The following is a 23,316-nucleotide window of genomic DNA, read 5'->3' as shown; positions in this document are numbered from 1 at the left end:
AGGTCCAGTTCTTCGCCATGTAAACCTTGTCAAGTGTGCAGCAAATTACTAATTTCACAATAGTTGTATATACGCAACCGCGTGTGCTAGCATATAGTTAACGGGTTAATTAATTGGGTCGCAAAGATAACGGGAAACAACGCGGCTCATTTTGTTAGGATAGAGAGAATAAAGAGACAAAGAATCAGGAGTCACAGCAACCGAGGCGAGGGGGGAATTTAAAAATGTTGCGCACCTTGGTGGGCGAAAGGGGTGGAGGCTCGTGGAAGGGTGGCCATCAGATTTTGTCCAGATCGTGGCTGCATTGGTGCAAAACCCTTATATGGGGATCGTTATCGTCGACAAGAACGGGTATGTTACAGTCGCCAATGACACTTATATCCATATCGTTGGAAAAACCCGTGATGAAGTTATCGGCAAGTACATCATGGACGTTACGTCTAACTCTCAACTCCCAAAGATACTGGAAACCGGCGAAGTTCACATCGCCGATTACTGGCCCTGTAACGGTCACGACCTCATCGTTACCAGGTTCCCCATATATAACAAGGAAGGCGACCTCATAGGAGCTGTAGGCAAGAGCCTGTTTTTGGACCTTGGGGATGCCAAGGCCTTGGCCAAAAAAGTAGCTGACCTGGAAGAAGAACTGGCTTTTTATCGGGATGCTATAAAAAGTGTATTCAGCCCCAAGTACTGCTTTGATGTGATTGTAGGCAAGAGCAGCAAAATGGCGCGGCTCAAATCTATGGCCGAACAGGTCGCCCAAACCGGCTCTACGGTTCTCATTACCGGGGAAAGTGGGACCGGTAAAGAACTGTTTGCCCACTCCATTCATCGTTCCAGCCCTAGAGCTCACTATCCTTTCGTGCGGGTAAACTGCGCGGCCTTACCGGAGCAGTTGCTGGAATCCGAACTTTTTGGTTATGAAGAAGGAGCATTCACCGGAGCCCGCAAAGGTGGAAAACCAGGTAAGTTCGAGCTGGCCAATAAAGGAACTATTTTTCTCGATGAGATCGGGGACATGCCTCTGCCTATGCAGGCTAAACTCCTCACCGTCTTGCAGGAGCGCGAGTTTGAAAGGGTGGGAGGCACTAAGCCTGTTCGCGTGGACGTCCGCATAATCGCTGCCACCAACTGCAATTTAGAAAACTTAGTTGAGCAGGGCAAGTTTCGTGCTGACCTGTATTACCGGTTGAACGTCGTAGTGCTCGATATCCCTCCACTGCGCGAACGTCTCGAAGATATCCCGCTCTTAGTTCAGGCTATTCTGCCTCGTCTCAACCAGCGTCTTAACACCAATGTGACGAACGTATCTTCAGAAGCAATCCAATTGCTTAGAAAGTACCACTGGCCGGGTAACGTCCGCGAACTAGAAAACCTCTTGGAACGCGCTATTAACTTGGCCGACCTTAATAATGAAAAGCAGTTGACTGCAAAGCACTTCCCGTCTTTGCAGAAGCAGAACATAGAGAATATCCTTATCGATAAGAAGGGCGAAACTTTGGCCGATGCGGTTGAACAGCTGGAAAAAGAGATGATAAGACAGGTGCTTAAACAAACTAATTATAATAAGGCCCAGACCGCAAAGCTTTTGGGCCTGCATGGTTCAGTACTGTATCGCAAATTGAAAAAGTACAATCTCGGATAAACACTAGCAAAAAAGGATGATCGGATCCATCATTTCCGTTAATCTCACCGAATCGTAGGCCTCGACACCTCTCCCATTTTGAGAGAGTCTCTCAAATTGAGATAAGATTTTCGGACTTAAGGCAAGCTTGACAAATAGAACAGCATAAGCTCGGAACCCCCGAGCTTATGCTGTTTTTTTCTCCTCTCGCTGCTGCACTGGGTATGTTGGCACGGTTATTGCTCCACGGTTTTGACAGGAACGGTTACAACCCATATAGGGAAGGAGGGGAAAGGGGCGAAATCGATAAAGTTGCCGCTTCGTTTTACAAAAACCTGAACAGCCTAAGGGAGGTATTGGGATGGAATTCAAAGCTATAGGAGTATTGGGAGCAGGCACCATGGGAGCAGGTATTGCTCAGGTCTGTGCAGAAGCCGGGTTTAAAGTGGTACTCGTGGACATAGCCCCCGAGTTTGTGGACAAGGCAGTAAAGGGCATGAACAAGAACTGGAGCAAGGCTGTGGAAAAGGGCAAGATGGCAGCCGATCAAGCCGAAAAGCTTAACGCCTTGGTCACAACCAGTACCGATAACGCCGCTTTCAAGGATTGCGACATAGTAATAGAAGCAATTGTCGAAAACATCGATATCAAGAAAAAGGTATTTAAGCAACTCGGAGAAATATGCGGTCCGGACGCTATACTGGCGAGCAACACCTCAGCCCTGAGTATAACCGAGATTGCGGCAGCCACCAACCGCCCAAACAAGGTGGTAGGGATGCACTTCTTCAACCCGGTACCGGTTATGAAGTTAATAGAGGTTATCCCCGGAGCCGAAACCACGGATGATGTCGTGGAAGCGGTCATGGATCTATCTCGCAAGATTGGTAAAGAGCCGGTAAGAGCTAAAGAATCCCCTGGATTCATAGTCAACCGCATCCTGGTTCCGTACATCAATGAAGCAGCCATAGTCTATCAAGAAGGCATAGCTTCCGCTGAAGAAATCGATAAGGCCATGAAACTCGGTGCGAATATGCCGATGGGCCCGCTGGCTTTGTGCGACCTGGTAGGCATAGATGTAGTACTAGCTATTTGCGAGTATTACTGGAGAGAGTTCGGTGATTCCAAGTATCGCCCGTCTTTGGCCTTCCGTCAAAAAGTCAGAGCAGGACACCTGGGCATGAAGACCGGCAAGGGGTTCTATGATTACACCAAGAAGTAGGGGGTGAAACCGTGGAGTTTGAAACCCTACTCTATGAGAAAGATGGCAATATAGGCATTATAACCTTGAATCGGCCCAAGTTCTTCAATGCTTTGAACGACGTATTGATGAGAGAATTGGGCCAGCTGATCGACCAGATTGCCGCTGACGACGAAGTAAAAGCGGTGATTATTACGGGCGGGAGTAAGGCTTTCGCAGCCGGGGGAGATATAGCCTACATGCTGGACGCGGATTCCCTAAAAGCAGAAGCTTTTATAGCCCTCTGCCATCAAACCATCGACAAGATAGCTAATCTGCCCAAACCGGTAATAGCAGCTATCGCTGGCCTTGCCCTGGGCGGCGGCTGCGAACTGGCTATGGGGTGTGACATCAGAATTGCGGCTGAAGGCACGACAATAGGGCAGCCGGAAATTAACCTTGGCATCATGCCGGGTGCAGGTGGGACCCAGCGTCTAGCCAGGCTTGTAGGCGAAGGATGGGCGAAGCAACTGATATTCACTGGAGATCCGATTGATGCCCAGACCGCCTTAAGTATAGGGTTGGTAACTAAAGTGGTCCCCCTCGAGAGCCTTATGGACGAGGCCAAAAAACTAGCCAAAAAACTGGCCGGCAAGGCTCCCATCGCCATGAGAATGGCCAAGATTTGTATCAACTATGGAGGTAGTGTAGACCTTCCATCCGGCCTGCTTTTTGAGCAAAAGACCTGGTCGTTCCTGTTCAGCACCGCTGACCAAAAGGAAGGTATGAAAGCTTTCCTGGAAAAGAGAAAACCGGTATTTCAAGGCAAGTAACCCGAGAATGAGCCAGTTTAGGAGGGAATGGAGATGGATTTTAGATTTACCGAAGAACAAGAAATGATGCGGAGAATGGCTCGTGATTTCGCGGACAACGAAATCGTCCCCTATGCTCAAGAATGGGATGCCAAAGACGAGTTTCCCTGGGACTGTGTTAAGAAGATGCAAGAAGTAGGCTTGATGAACATCGGTGTGCCTGCCGAGTATGGCGGACCTGGCCTCGACCACGTTGCACAGAACCTGGTGGTGGAGGAAATAGCACGTGGAGACGCAGGTATTTGCACTACTATGGCCGCCAGCACCCTTTTGGCCGCTGACCCGGTATTGATCGCTGCTACCGATGAACAAAAGAAATGGTGGTACGGGCGTGAGCTCGAAGGGGTCATCGGAGCATTCTGCCTGACCGAGCCGGGTGCCGGTTCTGACGTAGCCGGACTATCCACTCGCTGCCAGAAGGTTGGAGACGAGTACATCCTGAACGGTACCAAGCAGTTCATCAGTAATGGTGGGGTAGCCGGGCAGTATACGGTCTTCGCAACCCTGGACAAGAAGCTCGGGCACAAAGGTATATGTGCTTTTATGGTTGACCGCGATACCCCTGGAATCTCGGTGGGCAAGAAAGAAGACAAGCTCGGCATTCGCAGTTCCAATACGACACAGGTGATATTTGAGGATGTGAAAGTACCGGCCAGGAACATGCTGGGCAAGGAAGGCGATGGTTTTAAAATCGCGATGAAGACCCTCGATATATCCAGGGCCTGCGTAGCGGCTATGGCCTTGGGAGTTGCACAGGCCGCCTATGAAGCGTCGGTTAAGTATGCCATGGAAAGGCAGCAGTTCGGCAAGCCCATTATCAGTTTCCAAGCCATCCAGTTTATGTTGGCGGATATGGCCCAGTTTATTGAAGCTGGACGTCTCTTGTACCTGTCAGCTTCCTGTAAACAGGATCAAGGATTGCCCTATACTGACGCCGCTTCGCTAGCCAAGTGCTTCTGCGGCGACGTTGCAATGAAAGTAGCTACCGATGCTGTGCAGATATACGGTGGTTACGGATACACCAAAGAATATCCGGTAGAAAAGTATTTCCGCGATGCCAAGATAATGCAGATCTTTGAAGGAACTGCTCAAGTACAGCGCATAGTCATCGCCAACGACATCATCAGACGGTTTTCCAAATAGTACATCCCAGAGGAGATTGTGATTTCCGATGTAAGGAGGGGTTGATGAGCCATGTTAAGTTACAAAGAAGAATACAAAAAGAAACTGGTAACCGTCGAGGAGGCCATGTCGGTAATCAAGTCTGGTGATCTCGTACACTACGGCGAGTTCGTCATGAACTCCCGTTACCTGGACGAATCCCTGGCAAAGCGGGTCCCCGAGCTAGAGAACATTATCATAAGGACGGTGACCTGTCCTTTCCCGCCCAAGGCAGTCCTGGCAGATCCCGAAAGAAAACATGTAATTTATGACGATTTACATTTCAGCGGGGCCAGCCGCAAGCTGCATGACCAGGGTCTGTGCAATTATTTGCCTCTGACCTATCACGAGGTACCCACTTTCTATGAACGAGGGTACATCAAGCCAGATGTATCCCTCATCATGGTCACACCCATGGACGAACACGGTTTCTTCAACTTGGGTACTTCTAACTCTATCACTCACGCCGCAGTCGACGCCGCCAAGGTCGTTATTGCCGAAGTCAATACTTCTGTCCCCAAGTGCCTGGGTGGAAACCGCGAGTGCTTGCATATCTCCGAAATCGACTATATTGTAGAAGGCCCCAATTATCCAATGATTGAGGTACCCCCTGCTCCGGTAAGTGAAGTAGACAAGAAAGTGGCTGAAATCATAATGCAAGAAATACATGACGGATCTTGCCTCCAGCTCGGAATCGGCGGCATGCCCAACGCGATCGGAGCCATGATTGCCCAGTCCGACCTTAAAGACCTGGGCGTCCATACCGAGATGCTGGTGGACTCCTTTGTCGACATGTACGAAGCCGGGCGTATTACCGGGCGGCGCAAACAGATCGACAAAGGTAAAATGGTCTATACGTTTGCTATGGGAACCAACAAGCTCTACGAGTTCATGAACAACAACCCGGTTTGTGCTAGTTATCCGGTAAACTACACGAATAACCCCTTCGTCATCGGTCAAAATGATAACATGGTCTGCATCAACAACGCCGTACAAGTGGATCTGTACGGACAAGTAGCATCTGAATCGTCTGGTCCTCGACACATTTCCGGAACCGGCGGCCAGCTCGACTTCATCTTCGGTTCGTACAAATCCAAAGGCGGTAAAGGCTTCATTTGCCTCAGCTCGACCTACAAAGATGATCAGGGTAACATCAAATCGCGCATCGTGCCAACTTTAGAACCGGGTACCATCGTTACCGTACCCAGGACCATAAACTTCTACGTGGTAACCGAATACGGTATTGCCAACATGAAAGGTAAATCCACCTGGGAACGGGCCGAAGCCCTGATTGAAATAGCTCACCCGGACTTTCGCGATGAGCTCATCAAAGAAGCAGAGGGTCTCAGGATATGGGTGAGGAGTAATAAGATTTAGCTGATGTTTCGCACTTATTTACGAGCCGGTTTCCAGAGAAGTTTTTACTTCTCTGCTCAGTTACCTCCCCGTATTATAGTCGTCGGGCAGTGAGCCGCGCCGCTGTCCGACCCTATCCCTTTTTTTAAACATCTGGCCGGAAACGAGCACGTTCCGGTTGATCCTTAGTACTAAATTCTTATCTTGTGAGGAGGTAGGTTTGAATGATTAACGAAGTCGTAATGGTCAGTGCATGCCGCACGGCCATAGGAGATTTTATGGGAAGCCTGAAAGATTTGAAAGCCAATGACCTGTCAGCAATAACCGCGACCGAAGCACTGAAAAGAGCCGGAATCCAGCCGGAAATGGTTGATAGCCTTGTTTTAGGCATGTGCCTCCACCACGGTAACGATTCCGGGCCAGCGCGCCAGGTAGCTATGGCGATTGGCATGAGACATAGCAGCTGGGCCTGCATGGTCAATCAGAATTGCGCCTCCGCCATGCGCGCCCTTGAAATCGCAGCCAACGAGCTCATGCTGGGCAAGAGCGAGATAAGCCTGGTTGTGGGAACGGAAAGCATGACCAACGTGCCGTACATTCTGCGTAAAGCCAGATTCGGCTATCGCTTGTTTGACGGTGACAAGGCCGAGGACGCTATGATCTGCGATGGCCTGTTTGACAAAATGGTACCCGGACACATGGCGATCACGGCCGAAAATGTTGCCGAAAAGTACGGAATAACTAGGGAAGAATGCGATGAGCTAGCGCTGTTGAGCCATACCCGTGCCCTTAAGGCCAACGCCGAGGGTATCTTCGCCCGGGAGATTGTGCCGGTGGAGATCAAGACCAAGAAAGGAGTCAAAGTAGTTGACAAAGACGAACATCCTATGGATACAAGTCTGGAAAAATTAGCCCAGCTACCTCCGGTCTTCAAGAAAGGCGGCGTAGTCACAGCCGGTAATGCCTCCGGTATCAACGACGGTTCTGCGGCGGCGGTCCTCATGACCAAGAAGAAGGCCGAAGAACTCGGCATCAAACCCTTAATGAAGCTTCTATATGTATGCAGTGAAGGAGTTGACCCCAAGTTTATGGGCTTAGGACCGGCAGTAGCTATTCCTAAGGTTCTGAATAAAGCGGGGTTGAAGTTCGAGGATGTGGAATACTGGGAAATCAACGAAGCTTTTGCCGCTCAATGGCTGGGAGTCGGCCGGATGCTTAAGGAGGACTTCGGAATCGAGCTCGACCTCGACAAGGTCAACCATAACGGCTCCGGCATCGGTCTCGGCCATCCCGTGGGCTGTACCGGCCTTCGTATTCAAGTATCCATGTACTACGAAATGGAAAGGCTCGGTTTGACCATCGGCGGAGCTTCACTCTGCGTGGGTGGTGGACCGGCAATGGCTGCCCTCTGGACCCGGGACATATAACCTAAGGGTGCGCTGCATTCAAATAAATACACCCTCCTTACGGGCAACGGCGTTTCTACAAATCAGTCGTTGCCCCTTTTTTTATCTCGATTCCTCATTCCGGAATGTCGAACATTGACGAATATTTGTGGAAGATGCAGGCAGGTTTTCTTCCTCTGATTGTAGAACACGTAGGTAGCAGTTTGATTTTATTGCCAGTTCGTCAGGGCGGCCTTCACCTCGTGGTTACTACTGTCTTTGAGTTAACGGAACTGTTGTGCTCCGGCTGCCGAGGACCGCGTAATAAGTAGATTTTCACTACTGTGCTCACGGTGGAGGTGAACTGCTTTTGCAGCCGAGAGATGACACAATCCAAACCATACTTGACACCATTGAAGACGGCTTTTTTGAGGTGGACCTCGCAGGGAACATGCTGGTCTGTAACCGGGCATTGGCCCGGATAATCGGCTATCCCGTCCCAGAACTCTTGGGTAAGAATTACACCGAATATATGAAAGCTGAGACTGCTCAATTGGTTTACAAGGTTTTTAGCGGCGTCTTTCTCACCCGTGAGCCGGTAAGAGGCTTCGAATGGGAGCTCTTGCGCCCAGACGGTTCCACGCTTTGGGTAGAAACCTCAGTCAGCCCGGTTATCAATGGCGACGGTAGAATAGCAGGATTTCGCGGGGTTCTGCGGGATATCTCGGCTCGCAAGAAGGCCGAACAGCTTTTGGACCACCAGTTGCAGTTTGAAAAGCTTCTAGCTCATATCAGTCAGGTTCTGTTTTTATCCAATGAAGCCAACCTCGACTCCTGCATAGAACTAGCTCTGGCCAAATTAGGTGAATTCGTGGGTGCAGACCGCAGCTACCTGTTTCTTTTTTCTGCTGACATGAGGACCACCAGCAATACCCACGAGTGGTGTGCTCCCGGAATTTCACCACAGAAACACAACCTGCAAAAGCTGCCAGCCGAAGTCTTTTCCTGGTGGATGAAACAACTTTACACCGAACCTTACCTGTACATCCCGAGTGTGTCCGAACTCCCCCCCGAAGCCGAGGCCGAGAGACAAATCCTAGAGATGCAGGACATACAATCCCTCATAGTCGTGTCTGTACCGGGTCACGGGGGTAATTTGCTGGGCTTTCTGGGCTTCGACGCGGTCAGAGAAAAAAGAGAGTGGCACGAGGACAGCATCCGGTTGTTATCTATGGCTGCTCAATGCATTGCCCACGCTATCCAGCGTTGCCGGTCGGACCGAATTATACACGAATCCGCCCGGTTGCTACAGGATATCGTAAACTTTTTCCCCGATCCCTTCTTTGCCATCGACGCCGAAGGGAAGGTTACAGTCTGGAACCAGGCTATGGAACAACTTAGTGGGGTCAAGGCTGGTGAAATCATCGGTAAAGGTGACTACGAATACGCCTTGCCTTTTTACGGCTGCCGCCGGCCATTGCTGGCCGATCTCGCCTTGTCTTATGATAGTGAAACGGTAGAACTGTACGACAAGCTACTACATATCGAAGACCAAACCTTGACTGTTGAAACCAAGGTCCCGATGCTAGATGGAAAAACGCTCTGGGCTAAAGCCAAGCCCATCTATGACCGAAAGGGCAAAATCAAGGGGGCAGTCCAGTCCCTCCGGGATATAACCTATAGGGTTCAGATGGAAGAACACCTGAAAAACACCTTGTCCGAACTTGAAGCCGTGATGCAGGCCTTACCCGATCTCTACGTCAGGCTAAAAGCCGATGGCACCGTACTCGACATCAGGGCCGGTTACAACGCTGCTCTGGATCTAGACTACGCGCGAGCGGTTGGAAAGAACCTGCCGGAGGTTTTTGTCCCCAGCATAAATCGGGCCTTGGAACAAACCCTCTCCGAAGTCATCCAAACCCGGAAGGCTGTTGTTACCCAGTTCAGCTGTTCTAATTCGGACGAGCGTTATTTTCAGGCCCACGTAGTCCCGCTTTTCGGGGATCAGGCTGTAGCCGTCATAAGGGACGTGACCGAACACCACAAGTATACAAAGTACCTGCAGGAGATAAGCCTGTACGATAACCTAACTAAGGTGCACAACCGCCACGCTTTTCAACAAGAACTAGAGAGGATACAGACCCTATCGGAGACCTTTCCCATGGGGATCATGGTTTGCGACGTTGATGGCCTCAAGCTGGTCAATGACGTCTTGGGCCATCTGGCGGGCGACCGCCTGCTCGAAGTCTTTGCCCAGCTCTTGAAAAGTTGTTTTGAAAATAAAGCCAAGATATTCCGCACCGGAGGAGACGAGTTCGTGGCTATCTTTCCCCTGCACGACCACCAAGACATGGAAACCAGATATGCCGAACTCTATCAAGCCGTTGATTTGTACAACTCGACTAATCCGGACTTGCCCCTAAGTATATCAGCAGGGGTTGGGCTGTGCCAAGAGCCGGGTCCTGCAGTCCAAGATGCTCTGGAACGAGCGGACAATAACATGTATCAAGCTAAACTGCGCCAGTATAAGGGTAGCCACCTGTACCTGAAACAAACTTTAATGCACGCTTTAGCCGAACGTGACTTTTTGGCCCAAGGACACGGAGACCGACTGCAAAAGACTCTTCTTCTTTTGGCCAGAGCGGTGGGCATGCCTTCTAGCCGCCTGGATGACTTCCGTCTCATGGCGTATTTCCACGACATCGGCAAAATCAGGGTTCCTCAACACATCCTGATGAAACCGGGCCCCCTAACTCCTGAAGAAAAGAGAGAAGTAGCAAAACACTGCACCGTCGGCCATCGTATCGCCTTGTCCGCTCCGGAGTTGGTTCCTATAGCCGAGTGGATACTCCACCACCATGAACGCTGGGACGGCTCGGGGTATCCGCTGGGCTTGAAAGAAACCGCCATACCGCTGGAGTCGCGGATATTTGCTATTGCCGATGCTTATGATGCCATAACCAACGATCGTCCCTATCGGAAAGCCCGCTCCTCCGCCGAGGCTGTGGCAGAACTCAGGGCCTATGCCGGAACCCAATTTGATCCTGAACTGGTTAATCTGTTCATATCCGCAGTTCTGCCGGCTATTGAATCCTCGTTTTCATAATAGAGACATAGCGGATCTGTGCTCGCATGCCGTAAAACTATAATTATAGATGGAGGTGAAGTGAGTGGATCGCGAGCAAGCGATAGGCCGCATCGTAGACCTCATGTCTAAATCTAAAAATACGGTAGTCGTGACCGGTGCCGGCATCAGCACCGAGGCAGGTATACCGGATTTTCGCGGGGAAAAAGGCATATACCGGACTCTAGGCGAACAGCGGGTAATGAACATCATAAACATCGATGCTTTCAAGCGCAATCCCGAAGCCTTTTACGAGTTCTACCGTAAACACTTTATGTTCCCGCCCGTAGAGCCCAGTAAAGCCCATTTTATGCTGGCCGAACTGGAAAAACGCGGCTTCGTTAAAGGTATCGTCACCCAGAACATCGATAACCTGCATCAAAGGGCCGGCAGCCGGAACGTGATACCCATCCACGGTAACGGTGACCGTTTCATTTGTACTCGCCGCGGCTGCGGCCATGTTCATCCGGCGAGTTATATCGAGGCTTACCCTGAACTAGTTCCGCTTTGCGAAAAATGCGGGGGCATACTGAAGCCGGATGTAGTGCTGTTCGGCGAGCACATCCATCACTATTTCGACGCCCGCGACCTCATTTTGAGAGCCAAATTACTTGTCGTCATAGGTTCCTCGTTAACTGTGTATCCGTTGGCCGGTTTTGTTAAGGAGTTTTCCACCTTCTATCAAGACTTGGTCATAATCAACAAAGGCCGTACCGAACTAGACCACGCGGCCTTGGTAAAGGTCGATACCGACAACACCGGGGCGGTTTTAGAAGAAATCAACCGCAGGCTGTGACCAAAGCCAGAGCCACAGATGTACGCAGATGAGCCAAGATTTGCACTGATGTTTATTGGACGCTGATTCACGCAGACCCTTATGACTCTTGAAAGAGTCACCACTAGAGAATGAAAATACGACTGTGGAGGAGTGTTAGCCGGGCGAAGCGACGTATGACGAGCCGTTGCAACACACGGCGAAACTGAGGGCTGCGGAGCGGAGCGAGAAACAGGAGGTTTCGAGCAGCGAGGGACTGAGTTCTGGCACTCAGGATGAGTCTAGCTCGGGAGTCCTTTATGCAAGCAGCGATTTTCTCGAGCATTGCATTCCCTGAGTGCCGGACGAATCCCGAGCGGTCCGCTTCGCACCGAGGTGAGCCGATGTGTTGCAGGCGAGGAGTCTTGGAGCGAGCTGGCTAACACTCCGTCGGCAAAATGTTTTTCGAGGCATGTCACCCTGCTGAGTATTGTTGAAGCCGGTAGAAGGTAAATAGCCAACTCACGGCGAAGGATAAAATGTACAAGATTAAAGGAGGGAGTTGCCCGGTGAAAGTCAAGTACTACATGAGCACCGATGTTAAGACCATAAGTCCCGATGCTTCTGTCATCGACGCCTTCGTTCTAATGAACCGGAACAACATTCGCCGGCTTCCAATCGTGGAAAACGGTAAACTGGTAGGAATAGTGACCCTGAGCGACTTAGAGAATGTCCCCATTAACAAGCCTACCACTCTCAACTTCTTCGGGACCAGTTACCTGTTGGAAAAAACTTTGCTGCGGGATATCATGCCCGAGAATCGAGAAGTCATAACGGTTGGCCCGGACGATTACCTGGAGACCGCCGCGGCTTTGATGAGGGAACACGTGATCGGTGCCTTGCCCGTACTGGAAAATGACAAGATAGTGGGCATTATTACTGAGACCGACATTTTCGATGCTTTTACCCGTATCATGGGGTTCGGAAACAAGGACACCACCCGTATCGATATGAAACTGGTCGACCGCCCCGGAGAGCTGGCCCGCATCGCCAACATCATCAGCGATCTAGGTGGCAACATCGCAAACATTGTACGGATCGACTTGCCGGGTGATGATAAAGTACACCTGGTCTTGCGTATAACCTGCTCTGACCCGTCTGCAGTTGTTTCCAGGCTCAAAGAGTCCGGGTTCGAAGTAGAAAACGTAAACGGCAAGGAGTAGCATTATTTTTGACGCTGATTAACGCAGACCCTTTTAAAGCTTCCATTTCCAGACTTTTTATAAATCACAAGTGTTCTTTATGGCACGTTTCTGCTGGCTAAAACATGTTCACCCAAAACTTATTGCGTAAATCTGTCTCTGACCTTTCATACGTATCTTATGACCTCGTCTTGGGTTACTACGCCCAAAATCAACGGGCGTTTTGGCGGCGGCTGCTGGTCCAGCCGGTAAGCCTGGGCCAGCATTGCCCGCGCGGTTTCCAGCCGGTAAGGGTCGTTAGCGTGAATTATAGCCAGAGCCTGCCCGGAGCGCACACTGTCTCCTTTCTTACGTCGCAGAACAACGCCCACTGAATGGTCTATACGTTCTCCGGCCCGTTCTCTCCCGGCTCCTAGCCTCATAGTTGCCAAGCCCACCTGCTCAGCATCTATGTCAGTTACATATCCGTCTGAAGGCGACGGCACACTTACCTGCAGGCTAGCCCGAAAATAATCTTGAGGCCGATCCAAGCACCTCGCGTCTCCTCCCTGAGCGATAACCATTTCCCGGAATTTCTCAAACCCGGCCCCGCTGGTCAGGTTTTTCTGCACCAGTTCCCGAGCCGATGCGAAGTCCGGAACCCTTCCCCCTACCAGTAGCATGTAAGAGGCCAAGGTAACTGAAAGTTCGGTAAGATCCGGGGCTCCCTCTCCTTTCAAGGTCTTAACTACTTCCTCTATCTCCAGGGCATTCCCTACCGCGCACCCGAGAGGCTGGTCCATGTCGCTCAGAACCGCCACGACTTCACGACCGGCCTTAAATCCTATATCCACCATGAGCCGGGCCAGCTGAAACGCCTGGTCCAAGTCTTTCATGAATGCCCCTTTCCCCACCTTTACATCCAGCACTATACCGCGAGCTCCTGCTGCCAGCTTCTTGCTCATAACGCTGGAAGCTATGAGCGGTATGCTGTCAACGGTGGCGGTTACATCCCTTATGGCGTAAAGCTTTTTATCTGCAGGCACCAGATTGCCAGACTGAGAAATTACCGCAGCCTTTACCCTGTTTACCTGCTGAACGAATTCAGCCACGTCTATTTCAACTTTGAATCCAGGTATGGATTCCAGCTTATCGATGGTTCCCCCGGTGTGCCCCAAGCCCCGGCCGGACATCTTGGGCACCGGGACTCCGGCAGCTGCGGTCAAAGGCACTGCCACCAAAGTAGTTTTGTCCCCTACCCCGCCGGTGCTGTGTTTATCTACAGGTATCCCTTGCACTTTACTCAGGTCAACTGTATCTCCGGAGTGAGCCATGGCCAGCGTAAGGTCAGTGGTTTCGCGCTCGTTCATCCCTTGGAAGTACACCGCCATAGCCCAGGCCGCTATCTGGTAATCAGGGACATTGCCGTTGGCTATACCCTTGACCAGGAACTCTATCTCTTCTTTCGAAAGCTCGCCTCCATCCCGCTTTTTCTTGATGATGTCGTATGCGTTCACAGCCGCTCACCTCCTTATCAAAGGCGCAAAACTCAGTCCTGGTAACCCTTCTGCCTTTACCCCTAAAAGCTCAGCAACGGTTACACCTAAGTCCGCGAAAGTTTCCCTGGTCCCTATATCCACACCAGCACGTATCCCGCCCCCGTAAACAAGAACCGGAACGTACTCCCGCGAATGGTCGGTGCTGGCAGTGGTGGGGTCACAGCCATGGTCGGCCGTGATGACCAGGATGTCTTCGGTTTTCATGCTATCCATCAACCGAGGCAAAAACTCATCGAACTCCTCTAAAGCACGGGCATAACCTTCGACGTCGTTCCGGTGTCCATACTTCATGTCAAAATCAACCAGGTTAGCAAAAGCCAGCCCTTTGAAATCCTCTTTCACCAACTCCAGAATGACTGCCATCCCCTCGCGGTTGTCGGCTGTAGGGCGGCTTGCAGTTATACCTTGCCCGACGAAAATATCGTTGATCTTGCCCACGGCGATGACATCCAGCCCGGTACCCGCCAGGTAATCCAGCGCCGTCGGTCCCGGCGGTTTCAGAGAAAAGTCATGCCTTCGTTCGGTGCGGACGAAATGCCCTGGTTGTCCCACAAAAGGTCGAGCAATAACCCTCCCCACTGCATGCTCTCCTACCAAAATCTCCCTCGCGATACGGCACATCTCGTACAGTTGTTCAACCGGGATTACCTCTTCGTGGGCTGCTATCTGAAACACGCTGTCGGCAGAAGTGTACACGATGGGAAAACCGGTCGCCATGTGTTCTTGGCCCAGTTCTTCAATTACCACCGTGCCTGAAGCCGGTTTGTTGCCAAGTACCTGCCGCCCTATGCGTTGCTCGAAAGCTTCTATTACTTCAGGCGGAAAGCCATGAGGATACGTAGGAAAAGGCCTCGTGAGTATTATTCCCATGAGTTCCCAATGACCCGTGGTAGTGTCTTTCCCGCAGGATTTCTCGGCCATCCTTCCATAAGCCCCTTCCGGCGTAGTGCTGCGGTCGTATCCCGGCAGGTCTACCAACCGGCTCAATCCGAGCCTTGCCAGATTCGGTACCTTTAAACAACCCCTGACAGCAGCGATATTCCCCAGGGTGTTGCTTCCTTCATCCCCGTATTCCGCCGCGTCAGGCAAAGCACCTATACCAGCACTGTCCAAGACAACAAGAAATATCCTGCGGGCCATGAACACTTCTCCTTTCCTAACGAACACTCCTAAGTAACCGGCTAAACCTTATTGGTAAAAATAATCACACCGTCTTGTAACACCAACTATATCACAGACTTCTTTTTGCCAACATCCCATTTCCGAGCCCCGATCTCCTACCTCTAACTTCTAACATCTAACCTCCATTCTAACCTCCTACCTCTGGCTCCTACTTCCCTTTTACCTTCAGTCTCTGGCCTCCATTTGGGCCTCTAACCCCCAACTTCCAACTTCCATTCCAACCTCCTACTTCCGGCCTCCAACTTCCATTCCAACCTCCCACCTCAATTCCAACCTCCAACCACCCACTTCTAACTCCCATATGACCTCTCAACTTCAATTCTAACTTCCTGCTTCCGGCCTCTAACTTCTATTCCGGCCTCCAACCTCCACTTAGCCTCCAGCCTCTAACTTCTAAGTTCCAACTTCCATTCCAACCTCCTACCTCGGGCCTCCAACCTCCATTTATGCCCGCGGGTGGCTCTTCTCGTATACTTCCCTCAACCGGCTCTTGGTCAAATGGGTATAGATCTGGGTTGTACTGATATCTGCATGTCCTAACATTTCCTGAACAGCTCTCAGGTCTGCTCCATTTTCCAAGAGATGGGTAGCGAAAGAATGGCGGAGCGTGTGAGGATGAATCTCTTTTTCTATCCCCGCCTGTCGCGCGTAACCGTTCAGTATCTTCCAGAACCCTTGCCGGCTAAGTTTTTTCCCCTTGGCGTTGACGAAGAGCGTCCTTTCTAAAGAACTCTTGACCAGGTGATTCCGGGACCTGGATATGTACCTCTCCACCCAAAAGACCGAAGTCTTGTTTACAGGAACGATACGTTCCTTTCGACCTTTACCTAAACAGCGTACGAAGCCGGCAACCAGGTTAATATCCTCTAATTGCAAGGCCAGCAGTTCCGACACCCTGAGCCCTGTGGCATACATGAGCTCCAGCATGGCCCTGTCTCTTATACCGCGAACGGTCACCGGATTAGGCTGCTCCAGAAGCTTTTCCACCTCAGAGACAGAAAGAACCCTGGGCAGGCGGCGAACCACTTGCGGGCTCTCGATGTTATCGGTGGGGTTGGTCAAAATGTACCTCTCCTTCTGCATAAAACGAAAAAAAGATTTCAGAGCCGATAAGGTTCGGGCCAGGCTAGAGTAAGCCCTACCGCCCTTGAGCAGCCATCCGAGAAAATCTACCACGTCGTGCCGCTTAACCTGACCAATATCGGAAATACCGCGCTCCTTTTCGCAGTAAACCAAGAACTTGTTGATATCGCGTCGATAGGCTTGCAGAGTATTTTCCGACAAGCCCCGCTCAAAATTAAGGTATCCTATGAACAGCCCTAAGTATTCCTCCATGGTTCACCTCTCCGGGCATCAGCTATATTACTAGACTAATTACACGGAAGGTGACCAGTTTCCTGCCCTTTCATTCCTTTTCTTGATAATAAAAGTCTTGTAACTTGACCACAAACTGGTCCACCACCTCGGTAAACTTCGTTTTGGAGTTGTTTTCCACTCGCATCGGGTTTCCGGTCGGTGTCTCGTCTTTGGTCCAACCAAAGAACACAGGCCTGTGGTCACCCAAAAAAGCCATGATTTGAGGAACAAGAACAGCAAATGCCAGAATAACTACCAATATCTTGGCCAGGTTAACCATCTTTCTTCTCCAACCTTTGATAACAATTACCAATCGCTTCGACCTCCCTTTCGGCTATTTCACCACCAGACTTAGCAACCACGGGGAGAGAAAAGCCTCAATGAATGCGCCCAGCAAGAGAATGAGCAAGAACAGAAGCATTGCTCCGGTATAAGTCACTAACCCCTGTCCCAAAGCTAAACCGCGACTGAACCTTCCCCGCACCAAGTAAACAGAGAAATTGATACCTATGACAGCCCAGGCAACAGTAAGCGGAACATAAAGCAGGTTTTGGGGAAAGACAGAGGCCAACGATATCAGGCCGCCAAGCCAGGCCTTTTCCCTAACGAGAAATCCCACTGTAAACCCTAAGGAAAAACCCTTGAAGAAAATGATAGCCAGGATAAACGGCACTCCGATGACGGTTAGCCCCAGAAACCATATCAGCCCCACTGCTCTGGTCTGGTTAAAAAATGCCGTCAAAAAGAGCCTGTAGCCTTCTCCTTCTCGAGAAGCAGTCACTCCCCCTTTTAGAAAACCGTCTATAATTTGGATGAGGTGATTTCTTGTACCCCCTGCCAGGTTAGCCGCATTGATCTCCCCCAACATAACTCCAACCAGAAAGACCAGCGATAGAACCGTATACTGCCATGCATTCCTTACTATATGTTGTTTTACGAGGTTTTTGATCATGGCCCAATCCCCTCATCCAACTCCTTGGGACAGTCTATGGTGAAATCTTCAGCATTATGCCTGACGACGATTGCTTATCCCTTGGCCTGATTCAGCAGAAGAGCCCCACAACGTCAGGGTTTATAAAAGCACATTGTTTGAATTTGTCACGCCCAGCATCTTGGCACCGTGAAGTATTTTCAAATTGGCCACCAATACAAAAGAAAAACCTCAGGGTTTAACATCCTGAGGTCGGCAAATGATGCTCGTCTGTCTACTCCGACAATATAACAATGGGAAATCCGGGAAATTAAACCGCTAATAAATACATAAGGTAAATCACTTGGACACAAATCTTGGCTTTCTCTTCTCTAGGAACGCGTTGACTCCTTCTAGGAAGTCTTGTGTTTTGGCACATTCAAATTGGTACTCGACTTCGTTTTCCACGTAAGTTTCGAAATCTGAAAAGACATATCGGTTCATCAGGGTTTTCATCCTTCTGATTGCTTCCCCGGGGGCCTTGGCCAAATCCTCGGCCAATTTCAGGGTTTCATGTTCCAGGTCGTCAAGAGGTACAACTTTAGTCAATAGCCCCATCGCCCTAGCTTCCTCAGAAGTAATCGTTCTTCCAGTCATGATGAGCTCCGTCGCTTTCCCTACTCCTATTAAACGGTTAAGAATGAACGTGCCACCCGCATCTGGAATCAGCCCGACATTAACGAAGGCCTGGATAAATCTACAATTGTCAGCGGCAATTCGAAAGTCACTTACCAAAGCTAAATTAAGTCCCGCACCTGCTGCAACTCCTTTCAAGGATGCGATTACCGGCTTTTCAATGTGTCGTATCTTTATAGCAGCGTCTCCTGCCACCCGGGCCATGTTCTTGATCAAGAAGGGTATATCGTCGGGGCCGGCTTCCATTATACTTTGAAGATCTGCTCCCGCACAAAAAGAGTTGCCTTCGCCAGAAAGCACTATCACTTTCACTTCTTTGTCTTCCTCGCATGCACTTAGCATACTACGGAGCTCCTGCAGCATGGCGAGGTCCACCGAATTAAGCCTTTTGGGATTGTCCAGGGTAATTTCGGCCACACAACCCGATTTCTTATACTTCACCTTGGTGAATTCCACTGTTCTCACCCATCCCTCTTTCGTAATGATTTACAACCGGTATTTATGAAAGTAGAACGATTCTCTAACCACCCCATTACAAGAAACGTGCCATATCCGTCTTAGGTATTTGTAACTACAGCGAACAAAGGAGAATTCGGGCCTGCGGCGGGATACCAAAACACCGTAGCAGTAAATCGTCACGGCTTTTGATCATTCGCGGCTGAGATCAAGTTTCACCACATCAATCGGCAGTCTCAAAATTGAAACCAGTGTGTTATAATTTTATTGATACTTGGGCTACGAAAGGTGGCGTTATCTTTGAAAACCGAGCGTCCAAGTCTCCCTCAGGGATTGAGTGTAGACAATCTGACTCCTGCAGCTGTCATAAATAGAAATGGAATCATAGAGTGGAGCAACAGCTCTGTCGATGTTCCTTGTCTCCCCGTCGGCAGGAATATAAGTGATGTTGTGCCTGACCTACCGACAGATGATATTCTTGGGGCGAATGCGCAGGTCAAGGTTCATATAGACGGGGTCGAGTACCTGCTTACCAGCTACCCGGATATTGATCAACAGACGACTGTCGTACTCTTGGAGAACATCGATGTCTTGAAGGCGCGCTTGAGTTTCTATATTGATCATTATGAGATATTGCAGGGTTTACTTGATAGTCCTTACGAAGGGTATGCGTATGTGGACGAGCACGGTGTGATTCGTTATGTGAATAATACCTTGGCTAAGTATTTCAACCTCAGTGTGGACCAGATAGTGGGACTCAACCACAAGGATTTTCCCCTGGATGAAAACCTTGATCAGGTGTTGAAGACGCGCGAGATCAAACCGTTAGGGGTAGTTACAGGGGTCGGCAACAAGCGAGCTATAGGTTCTATACGACCTGTGTACCGCAACGGGAAATTCGCCGGAGCATTGGGTCGATACTTTAGCATTGACATTAAGGATATTACCAAGTTTGGCGGGGAATACCTTAATTTGGTGGCAAGCATGGAACTCAGAGAGATTATCGCTGATATTGACGCGATTATGATTCAACTGCACTCATATAGAGAAGAATTCCAGCGTCGACATGCAGCCCGCTTTAGCGTAGATAACATTGTGGGAAAAAGCTTCATGATGCAAGACCTGAAGAGAAAAGTACTGAAGATATCTAAGTCGCCGTCTTCGGTTTTAATAACGGGAGAGAGTGGAACGGGAAAAGAATTATTTGCCCAGGCGATTCATTTTCACAGTGACCGTTCATCTCATCCTTTGGTCATGGTCAACTGCGCTGCTATCCCTGAGAGCTTGCTAGAATCCGAGCTTTTTGGTTATGTTGAAGGTGCTTTTACAGGAGCTCGCAAAGGTGGGAAGCTGGGGAAATTTGAGCTTGCAAACCAAGGAACAATTTTCTTGGACGAAATCGGAGACATGCCCTTGTCTATGCAGGCTAAGCTTTTGCGAGTGCTTCAGGACCGGCAAATTGAACGGGTCGGAGGAGAACGTCCCGTCCCGGTGGATGTCAGAGTCATATCAGCAACTAACAAAGACCTAGCGACATTAGTTAAAGAAGGCTCTTTCCGCGCGGACCTGTATTACCGGCTCAACGTCGTTACCCTCCACATTCCACCGCTACGGGAGAGGAAAGAAGACCTACCGGACTTGGTAGACTATATCATCAGCGTTATGAATACTAAACTCCGCCGCAATGTGATAGGCATCACCGAAGAGGCCATGGACTTGTTGATGCGCCATAACTGGCCGGGCAATGTTCGTGAACTGATTAACGTTCTGGAAGCAGCCATGAACTTTTGCGGAGGTGCCCTCATAGACGTCAAGGATTTGCCATCGTTTCTTCAATCGTATAAGGATGAACCCGCTGATATAGATAAAGATGCAACGTACCTCCAGGCAAGAATAGACAATGCAGAGAAAAAGGAACTTGTAGCCGTATTAGAACAATGTCACGGCAACCGCAAGGCTGCCGCTGAGGTTTTGGGAGTATCGAAGGCCACGTTGTGGCGTCTGATGAAAAAACACGGGCTATTGTAAAAAACTGAACGGATTGCCAGCGGGTTCGTTTGCTACCCGTTGGCACCCGCGGCCCTTATCAGTCGACACGCATCGTAGACCAGCTCTGACAGATGTATGCACCCATCTCGGTGCCCTACGAGATAAATGATTTCTTTCTTCTTCATTTCTGCCAGGCTGTGTCCCACTAACTTCGGTAAGCCAGCCGCCCCGCTAACGCAAACCTTGTCGGGAATGCGGCCATGTGCTGCCCTCGCGTCCAACACTACATTTCTTTCATCCAGCCGCAGTAGTATGTTGATCTCGTGATACGTGTCTATAAATGTCCCGGAGACAATCCCTCCATTATCACCTTTCTCGAAATTGAGTACGTGGCTACGATTAAATAGGTTACATTTGCGCTTTACCCCCGTCGCGTGTTGAGACCAGTCGCCCTCGACCTCATCTTGATGGCTGAAAGTATAACAGGTCTTATCATTAATCGCACACCAGTGATCGAAGTAATCCTGTTGAGTCGGATAACCACGCTCTTCGTATAAGAAAAACTCGGCTTGAATTATTCCTTTAACACACTCCGATATCAATTCCCGAGCAAGTTGCTGATCACGCCCAATAATGTTTTTGATGTTCGATCCGCTGTGGAGATAGGCCTCTAAACCAGCTAATTCTGGAAACCCGTAATAGCCTGGCTGCTCATCCGTCGAGCGGTATACCTCGAGGCCAGCACCCCTTATCACAAAATCGGCCGCATTCGCTGTTATCCAGGCTGATGCCTCTTGAAAACTGCTTAAGTACGAACACTGGGATAGCAACGTTTTATCATCAAGCCGGTTAACAATCACATTTTGAACCAGATTGAAATGCTCAGCCACTTCGTCATCCCTCGCTTCTCCACTGTATAACTGTTGTGTGTCCTGCTGTTCCCTGCCTCTGTCATTTACCACGCTTGCACTGGGCCTACGGGTTGTAATCGGCAAAGCTCTGCTTGTCGGTTGCCATCCTGCCCTTAGGCCTGCCTGCGCGGATAATTACTTGTCAGGCAGCAAACGGTGCATGCCAATCCTGAGGTACTTCGCCGCCAAATCGATATACAATTGTTTTCCCCAGGACCACATGTCTATGTCTTTTTTCTCAATCCTGCGCACTGTTTTGGCTGGATTCCCAGCCACTACGACTTTTTCGGGAACTACCTGGTTCATCTTAACGACAGCTCCTTCTGCCACTATGGCTCCGGCACCTATTTTGGCGCCAATGCTAACAACTGCTCCCATGCCGACAACCGCAAAGTCACCGATTTCTTGGGCATGGATAATAGCCCCATGCCCAAGCGTGACTTTGTTCCCGATTTTGCCCATCTGCTGAGGAGGGACGTGAACAATAACCCCTTCTTCGACTGCCGTTCCCGTTCCTATTTCAATCCTACCGTAGTCGCCGCGGAGAATCGCGCCATGACCGATATAACAGTTATCTCCTATCTTCACGTCTCCAATTACTAAGGCAGTTTCGCTGACATAGCTGTCTTTCCCTACTTCAGGCTGTTTTCCATCAAACGAACAGAGCAAAATCCGCTCCTCCTTAATCCCACAAACTACACATCTATTAGCACTCGTCCCTTTTAACGACCTTTGAAGTTCGCCTTCCTTTTTTCGATAAATGCATTTAGCCCTTCCTTGGCATCTTCGGTGCTGAAAAGAAATGCGACTGCTTTCTGTTCGAACGCGAGGCCCGAAGCAAGGTCTGTACTGATAGAATTATTTAAACATTGTTTCGACACCCTGGTAGTAATCGGAGCCTTGGCGGCTAGCTTCATGGCCAATTTTTTGGCCTCGTCCATCAGGTCTTCCGGCTTCACTACCCTGGTTACTAAGCCTATTTTAAAGGCGGTCTCCGCATCGATAGGATCTCCAGTCATAATCATGTCCTTAGCCCATCCTATCCCTACCAGCCTCGTAAGCCTCTGAGTTCCTCCGGCTGCAGGAAAAATCCCCAAGTTAACCTCCGGAAATCCCAGTTTTGTTCCTTCAGCCGCTATGCGGATGTCGCATGCTAAAGCCAGCTCACAGCCCCCACCAAGGGCTAACCCTGCTATCGCCGCGATAACGGGTTTACTTAAATCTGCCACACTGTTGAAGGCTTGGTGAAACTTCGCCATAACCCTTTCGCATTCTACAGGGTCAACCTTTGCCATGTAGGCTATGTCAGCTCCAGCCGCGAACGCTCTTGATCCGCCGGTTATGATGACACATCTGACTTCATCATCCAGCTCAACTTGAGACATCAAGTATATAAGCTCATCCAACGTGTCTGGGCTGATTGCATTCAGCACCTTGGGACGGTTAAAAGTGATAATTCCGATACCGGACTCTTTTTCGTACAACATTGTTTTGAGTTCCATGATGTAACCTCCTTATTTATTATCACCCACATCAGGATGCAGAGACAGGGGCGTAGCAAGCCAATAAGTCGCAGACGTTACTTCTTACACATTACACAAAGCCAAGAATCGTCCAGCT

The 23,316-nt window shown here is 50.0% G+C and carries 19 protein-coding genes; 10 read left to right on the top strand and 9 right to left on the bottom strand.

Features of this window, described 5'->3' with window-relative positions:
• The first annotated feature begins 262 nt into the window (after positions 1-262).
• The 9 genes from HPY90_RS06105 (at position 263) to HPY90_RS06065 (ending at position 12,679) form a co-directional block, all read left to right on the top strand.
• Complete coding sequence (locus HPY90_RS06105) at positions 263-1,648, top strand: sigma-54 interaction domain-containing protein (protein ID WP_287192401.1); 1,386 nt, start codon at positions 263-265, stop codon at positions 1,646-1,648.
• Between the two features lie 340 nt (positions 1,649-1,988).
• Positions 1,989-2,846 carry a 3-hydroxyacyl-CoA dehydrogenase family protein gene (locus HPY90_RS06100; RefSeq protein WP_013174689.1) on the top strand — a complete coding sequence of 286 codons (858 nt, stop codon included), beginning with the start codon at positions 1,989-1,991 and terminating at the stop codon, positions 2,844-2,846.
• A gap of 11 nt (positions 2,847-2,857) precedes the next feature.
• On the top strand, positions 2,858-3,637 hold the full coding sequence (locus tag HPY90_RS06095; RefSeq protein WP_287192398.1) for an enoyl-CoA hydratase/isomerase family protein: 780 nt from the start codon (positions 2,858-2,860) through the stop codon (positions 3,635-3,637).
• A 33-nt stretch (positions 3,638-3,670) separates the two neighbouring features.
• A complete protein-coding gene (locus tag HPY90_RS06090; protein ID WP_273698640.1) occupies positions 3,671-4,819 on the top strand; it encodes an acyl-CoA dehydrogenase family protein in 1,149 nt (382 codons plus the stop codon).
• A 51-nt stretch (positions 4,820-4,870) separates the two neighbouring features.
• On the top strand, positions 4,871-6,214 hold the full coding sequence (locus HPY90_RS06085) for an acetyl-CoA hydrolase/transferase family protein (protein ID WP_273698641.1): 1,344 nt from the start codon (positions 4,871-4,873) through the stop codon (positions 6,212-6,214).
• Between the two features lie 203 nt (positions 6,215-6,417).
• Complete coding sequence (locus HPY90_RS06080; protein ID WP_013174685.1) at positions 6,418-7,620, top strand: thiolase family protein; 1,203 nt, start codon at positions 6,418-6,420, stop codon at positions 7,618-7,620.
• A gap of 328 nt (positions 7,621-7,948) precedes the next feature.
• A complete protein-coding gene (locus HPY90_RS06075) occupies positions 7,949-10,684 on the top strand; it encodes a sensor domain-containing diguanylate cyclase/phosphohydrolase (RefSeq protein WP_287192390.1) in 2,736 nt (911 codons plus the stop codon).
• Between the two features lie 64 nt (positions 10,685-10,748).
• Entirely contained in the window at positions 10,749-11,498 is a 750-nt protein-coding gene (locus tag HPY90_RS06070; protein ID WP_287192387.1) for an SIR2 family NAD-dependent protein deacylase, read from the top strand.
• Positions 11,499-12,025: 527 nt separating this feature from the next.
• The gene (locus tag HPY90_RS06065; RefSeq protein WP_013174682.1) at positions 12,026-12,679 is read left to right on the top strand and encodes a CBS domain-containing protein; all 654 of its coding nucleotides are present in this window, start codon (positions 12,026-12,028) and stop codon (positions 12,677-12,679) included.
• Positions 12,680-12,825: 146 nt separating this feature from the next.
• Here HPY90_RS06065 and HPY90_RS06060 read toward each other — a convergent pair whose 3' ends face one another.
• The 6 genes from HPY90_RS06060 to HPY90_RS06035 all read right to left on the bottom strand — a co-directional run bounded on the left by HPY90_RS06060 (position 12,826) and on the right by HPY90_RS06035 (position 18,796).
• On the bottom strand, positions 12,826-14,154 hold the full coding sequence (locus tag HPY90_RS06060) for a pyrimidine-nucleoside phosphorylase (protein ID WP_287192383.1): 1,329 nt from the start codon (positions 14,152-14,154) through the stop codon (positions 12,826-12,828).
• A 6-nt stretch (positions 14,155-14,160) separates the two neighbouring features.
• Positions 14,161-15,336, bottom strand: a complete 1,176-nt coding sequence (locus tag HPY90_RS06055) for a phosphopentomutase (protein ID WP_287192380.1) — start codon at positions 15,334-15,336, stop codon at positions 14,161-14,163.
• A gap of 486 nt (positions 15,337-15,822) precedes the next feature.
• Complete coding sequence (gene xerD, locus HPY90_RS06050) at positions 15,823-16,713, bottom strand: site-specific tyrosine recombinase XerD (RefSeq protein WP_287192377.1); 891 nt, start codon at positions 16,711-16,713, stop codon at positions 15,823-15,825.
• A gap of 70 nt (positions 16,714-16,783) precedes the next feature.
• A complete protein-coding gene (locus HPY90_RS06045; protein WP_287192376.1) occupies positions 16,784-17,047 on the bottom strand; it encodes a hypothetical protein in 264 nt (87 codons plus the stop codon).
• A 21-nt stretch (positions 17,048-17,068) separates the two neighbouring features.
• Entirely contained in the window at positions 17,069-17,686 is a 618-nt protein-coding gene (spoIIM, locus tag HPY90_RS06040) for a stage II sporulation protein M (protein ID WP_273698645.1), read from the bottom strand.
• Positions 17,687-18,004: 318 nt separating this feature from the next.
• The gene (locus HPY90_RS06035) at positions 18,005-18,796 is read right to left on the bottom strand and encodes an enoyl-CoA hydratase/isomerase family protein (RefSeq protein WP_041433321.1); all 792 of its coding nucleotides are present in this window, start codon (positions 18,794-18,796) and stop codon (positions 18,005-18,007) included.
• 300 nt (positions 18,797-19,096) lie between these two features.
• On the opposite strand from HPY90_RS06035, the gene HPY90_RS06030 reads away from it, so the two are divergent.
• Complete coding sequence (locus HPY90_RS06030) at positions 19,097-20,824, top strand: sigma-54 interaction domain-containing protein (protein ID WP_287192371.1); 1,728 nt, start codon at positions 19,097-19,099, stop codon at positions 20,822-20,824.
• A gap of 32 nt (positions 20,825-20,856) precedes the next feature.
• Here the strand turns inward: HPY90_RS06030 and HPY90_RS06025 are convergent, their stop codons facing one another.
• The 3 genes from HPY90_RS06025 to HPY90_RS06015 form a co-directional block, all read right to left on the bottom strand.
• On the bottom strand, positions 20,857-21,747 hold the full coding sequence (locus tag HPY90_RS06025) for a DUF2889 domain-containing protein (RefSeq protein ID WP_287192368.1): 891 nt from the start codon (positions 21,745-21,747) through the stop codon (positions 20,857-20,859).
• Positions 21,748-21,831: 84 nt separating this feature from the next.
• Complete coding sequence (locus tag HPY90_RS06020; protein WP_287192365.1) at positions 21,832-22,365, bottom strand: gamma carbonic anhydrase family protein; 534 nt, start codon at positions 22,363-22,365, stop codon at positions 21,832-21,834.
• A gap of 53 nt (positions 22,366-22,418) precedes the next feature.
• Positions 22,419-23,198: an enoyl-CoA hydratase/isomerase family protein gene (locus tag HPY90_RS06015; RefSeq protein WP_287192362.1), complete on the bottom strand. Its 780-nt coding sequence runs from the start codon at positions 23,196-23,198 to the stop codon at positions 22,419-22,421.
• Between the last annotated feature and the right edge of the window lie 118 nt (positions 23,199-23,316).

This window comes from Syntrophothermus sp., from assembly GCF_013314835.1.
GTDB lineage: Bacteria > Bacillota > Syntrophomonadia > Syntrophomonadales > Syntrophothermaceae > Syntrophothermus > Syntrophothermus lipocalidus.
The sequence above is the reverse complement of the archived record's forward strand: the minus strand, read 5'-3'. Positions and strand labels throughout refer to the sequence as shown.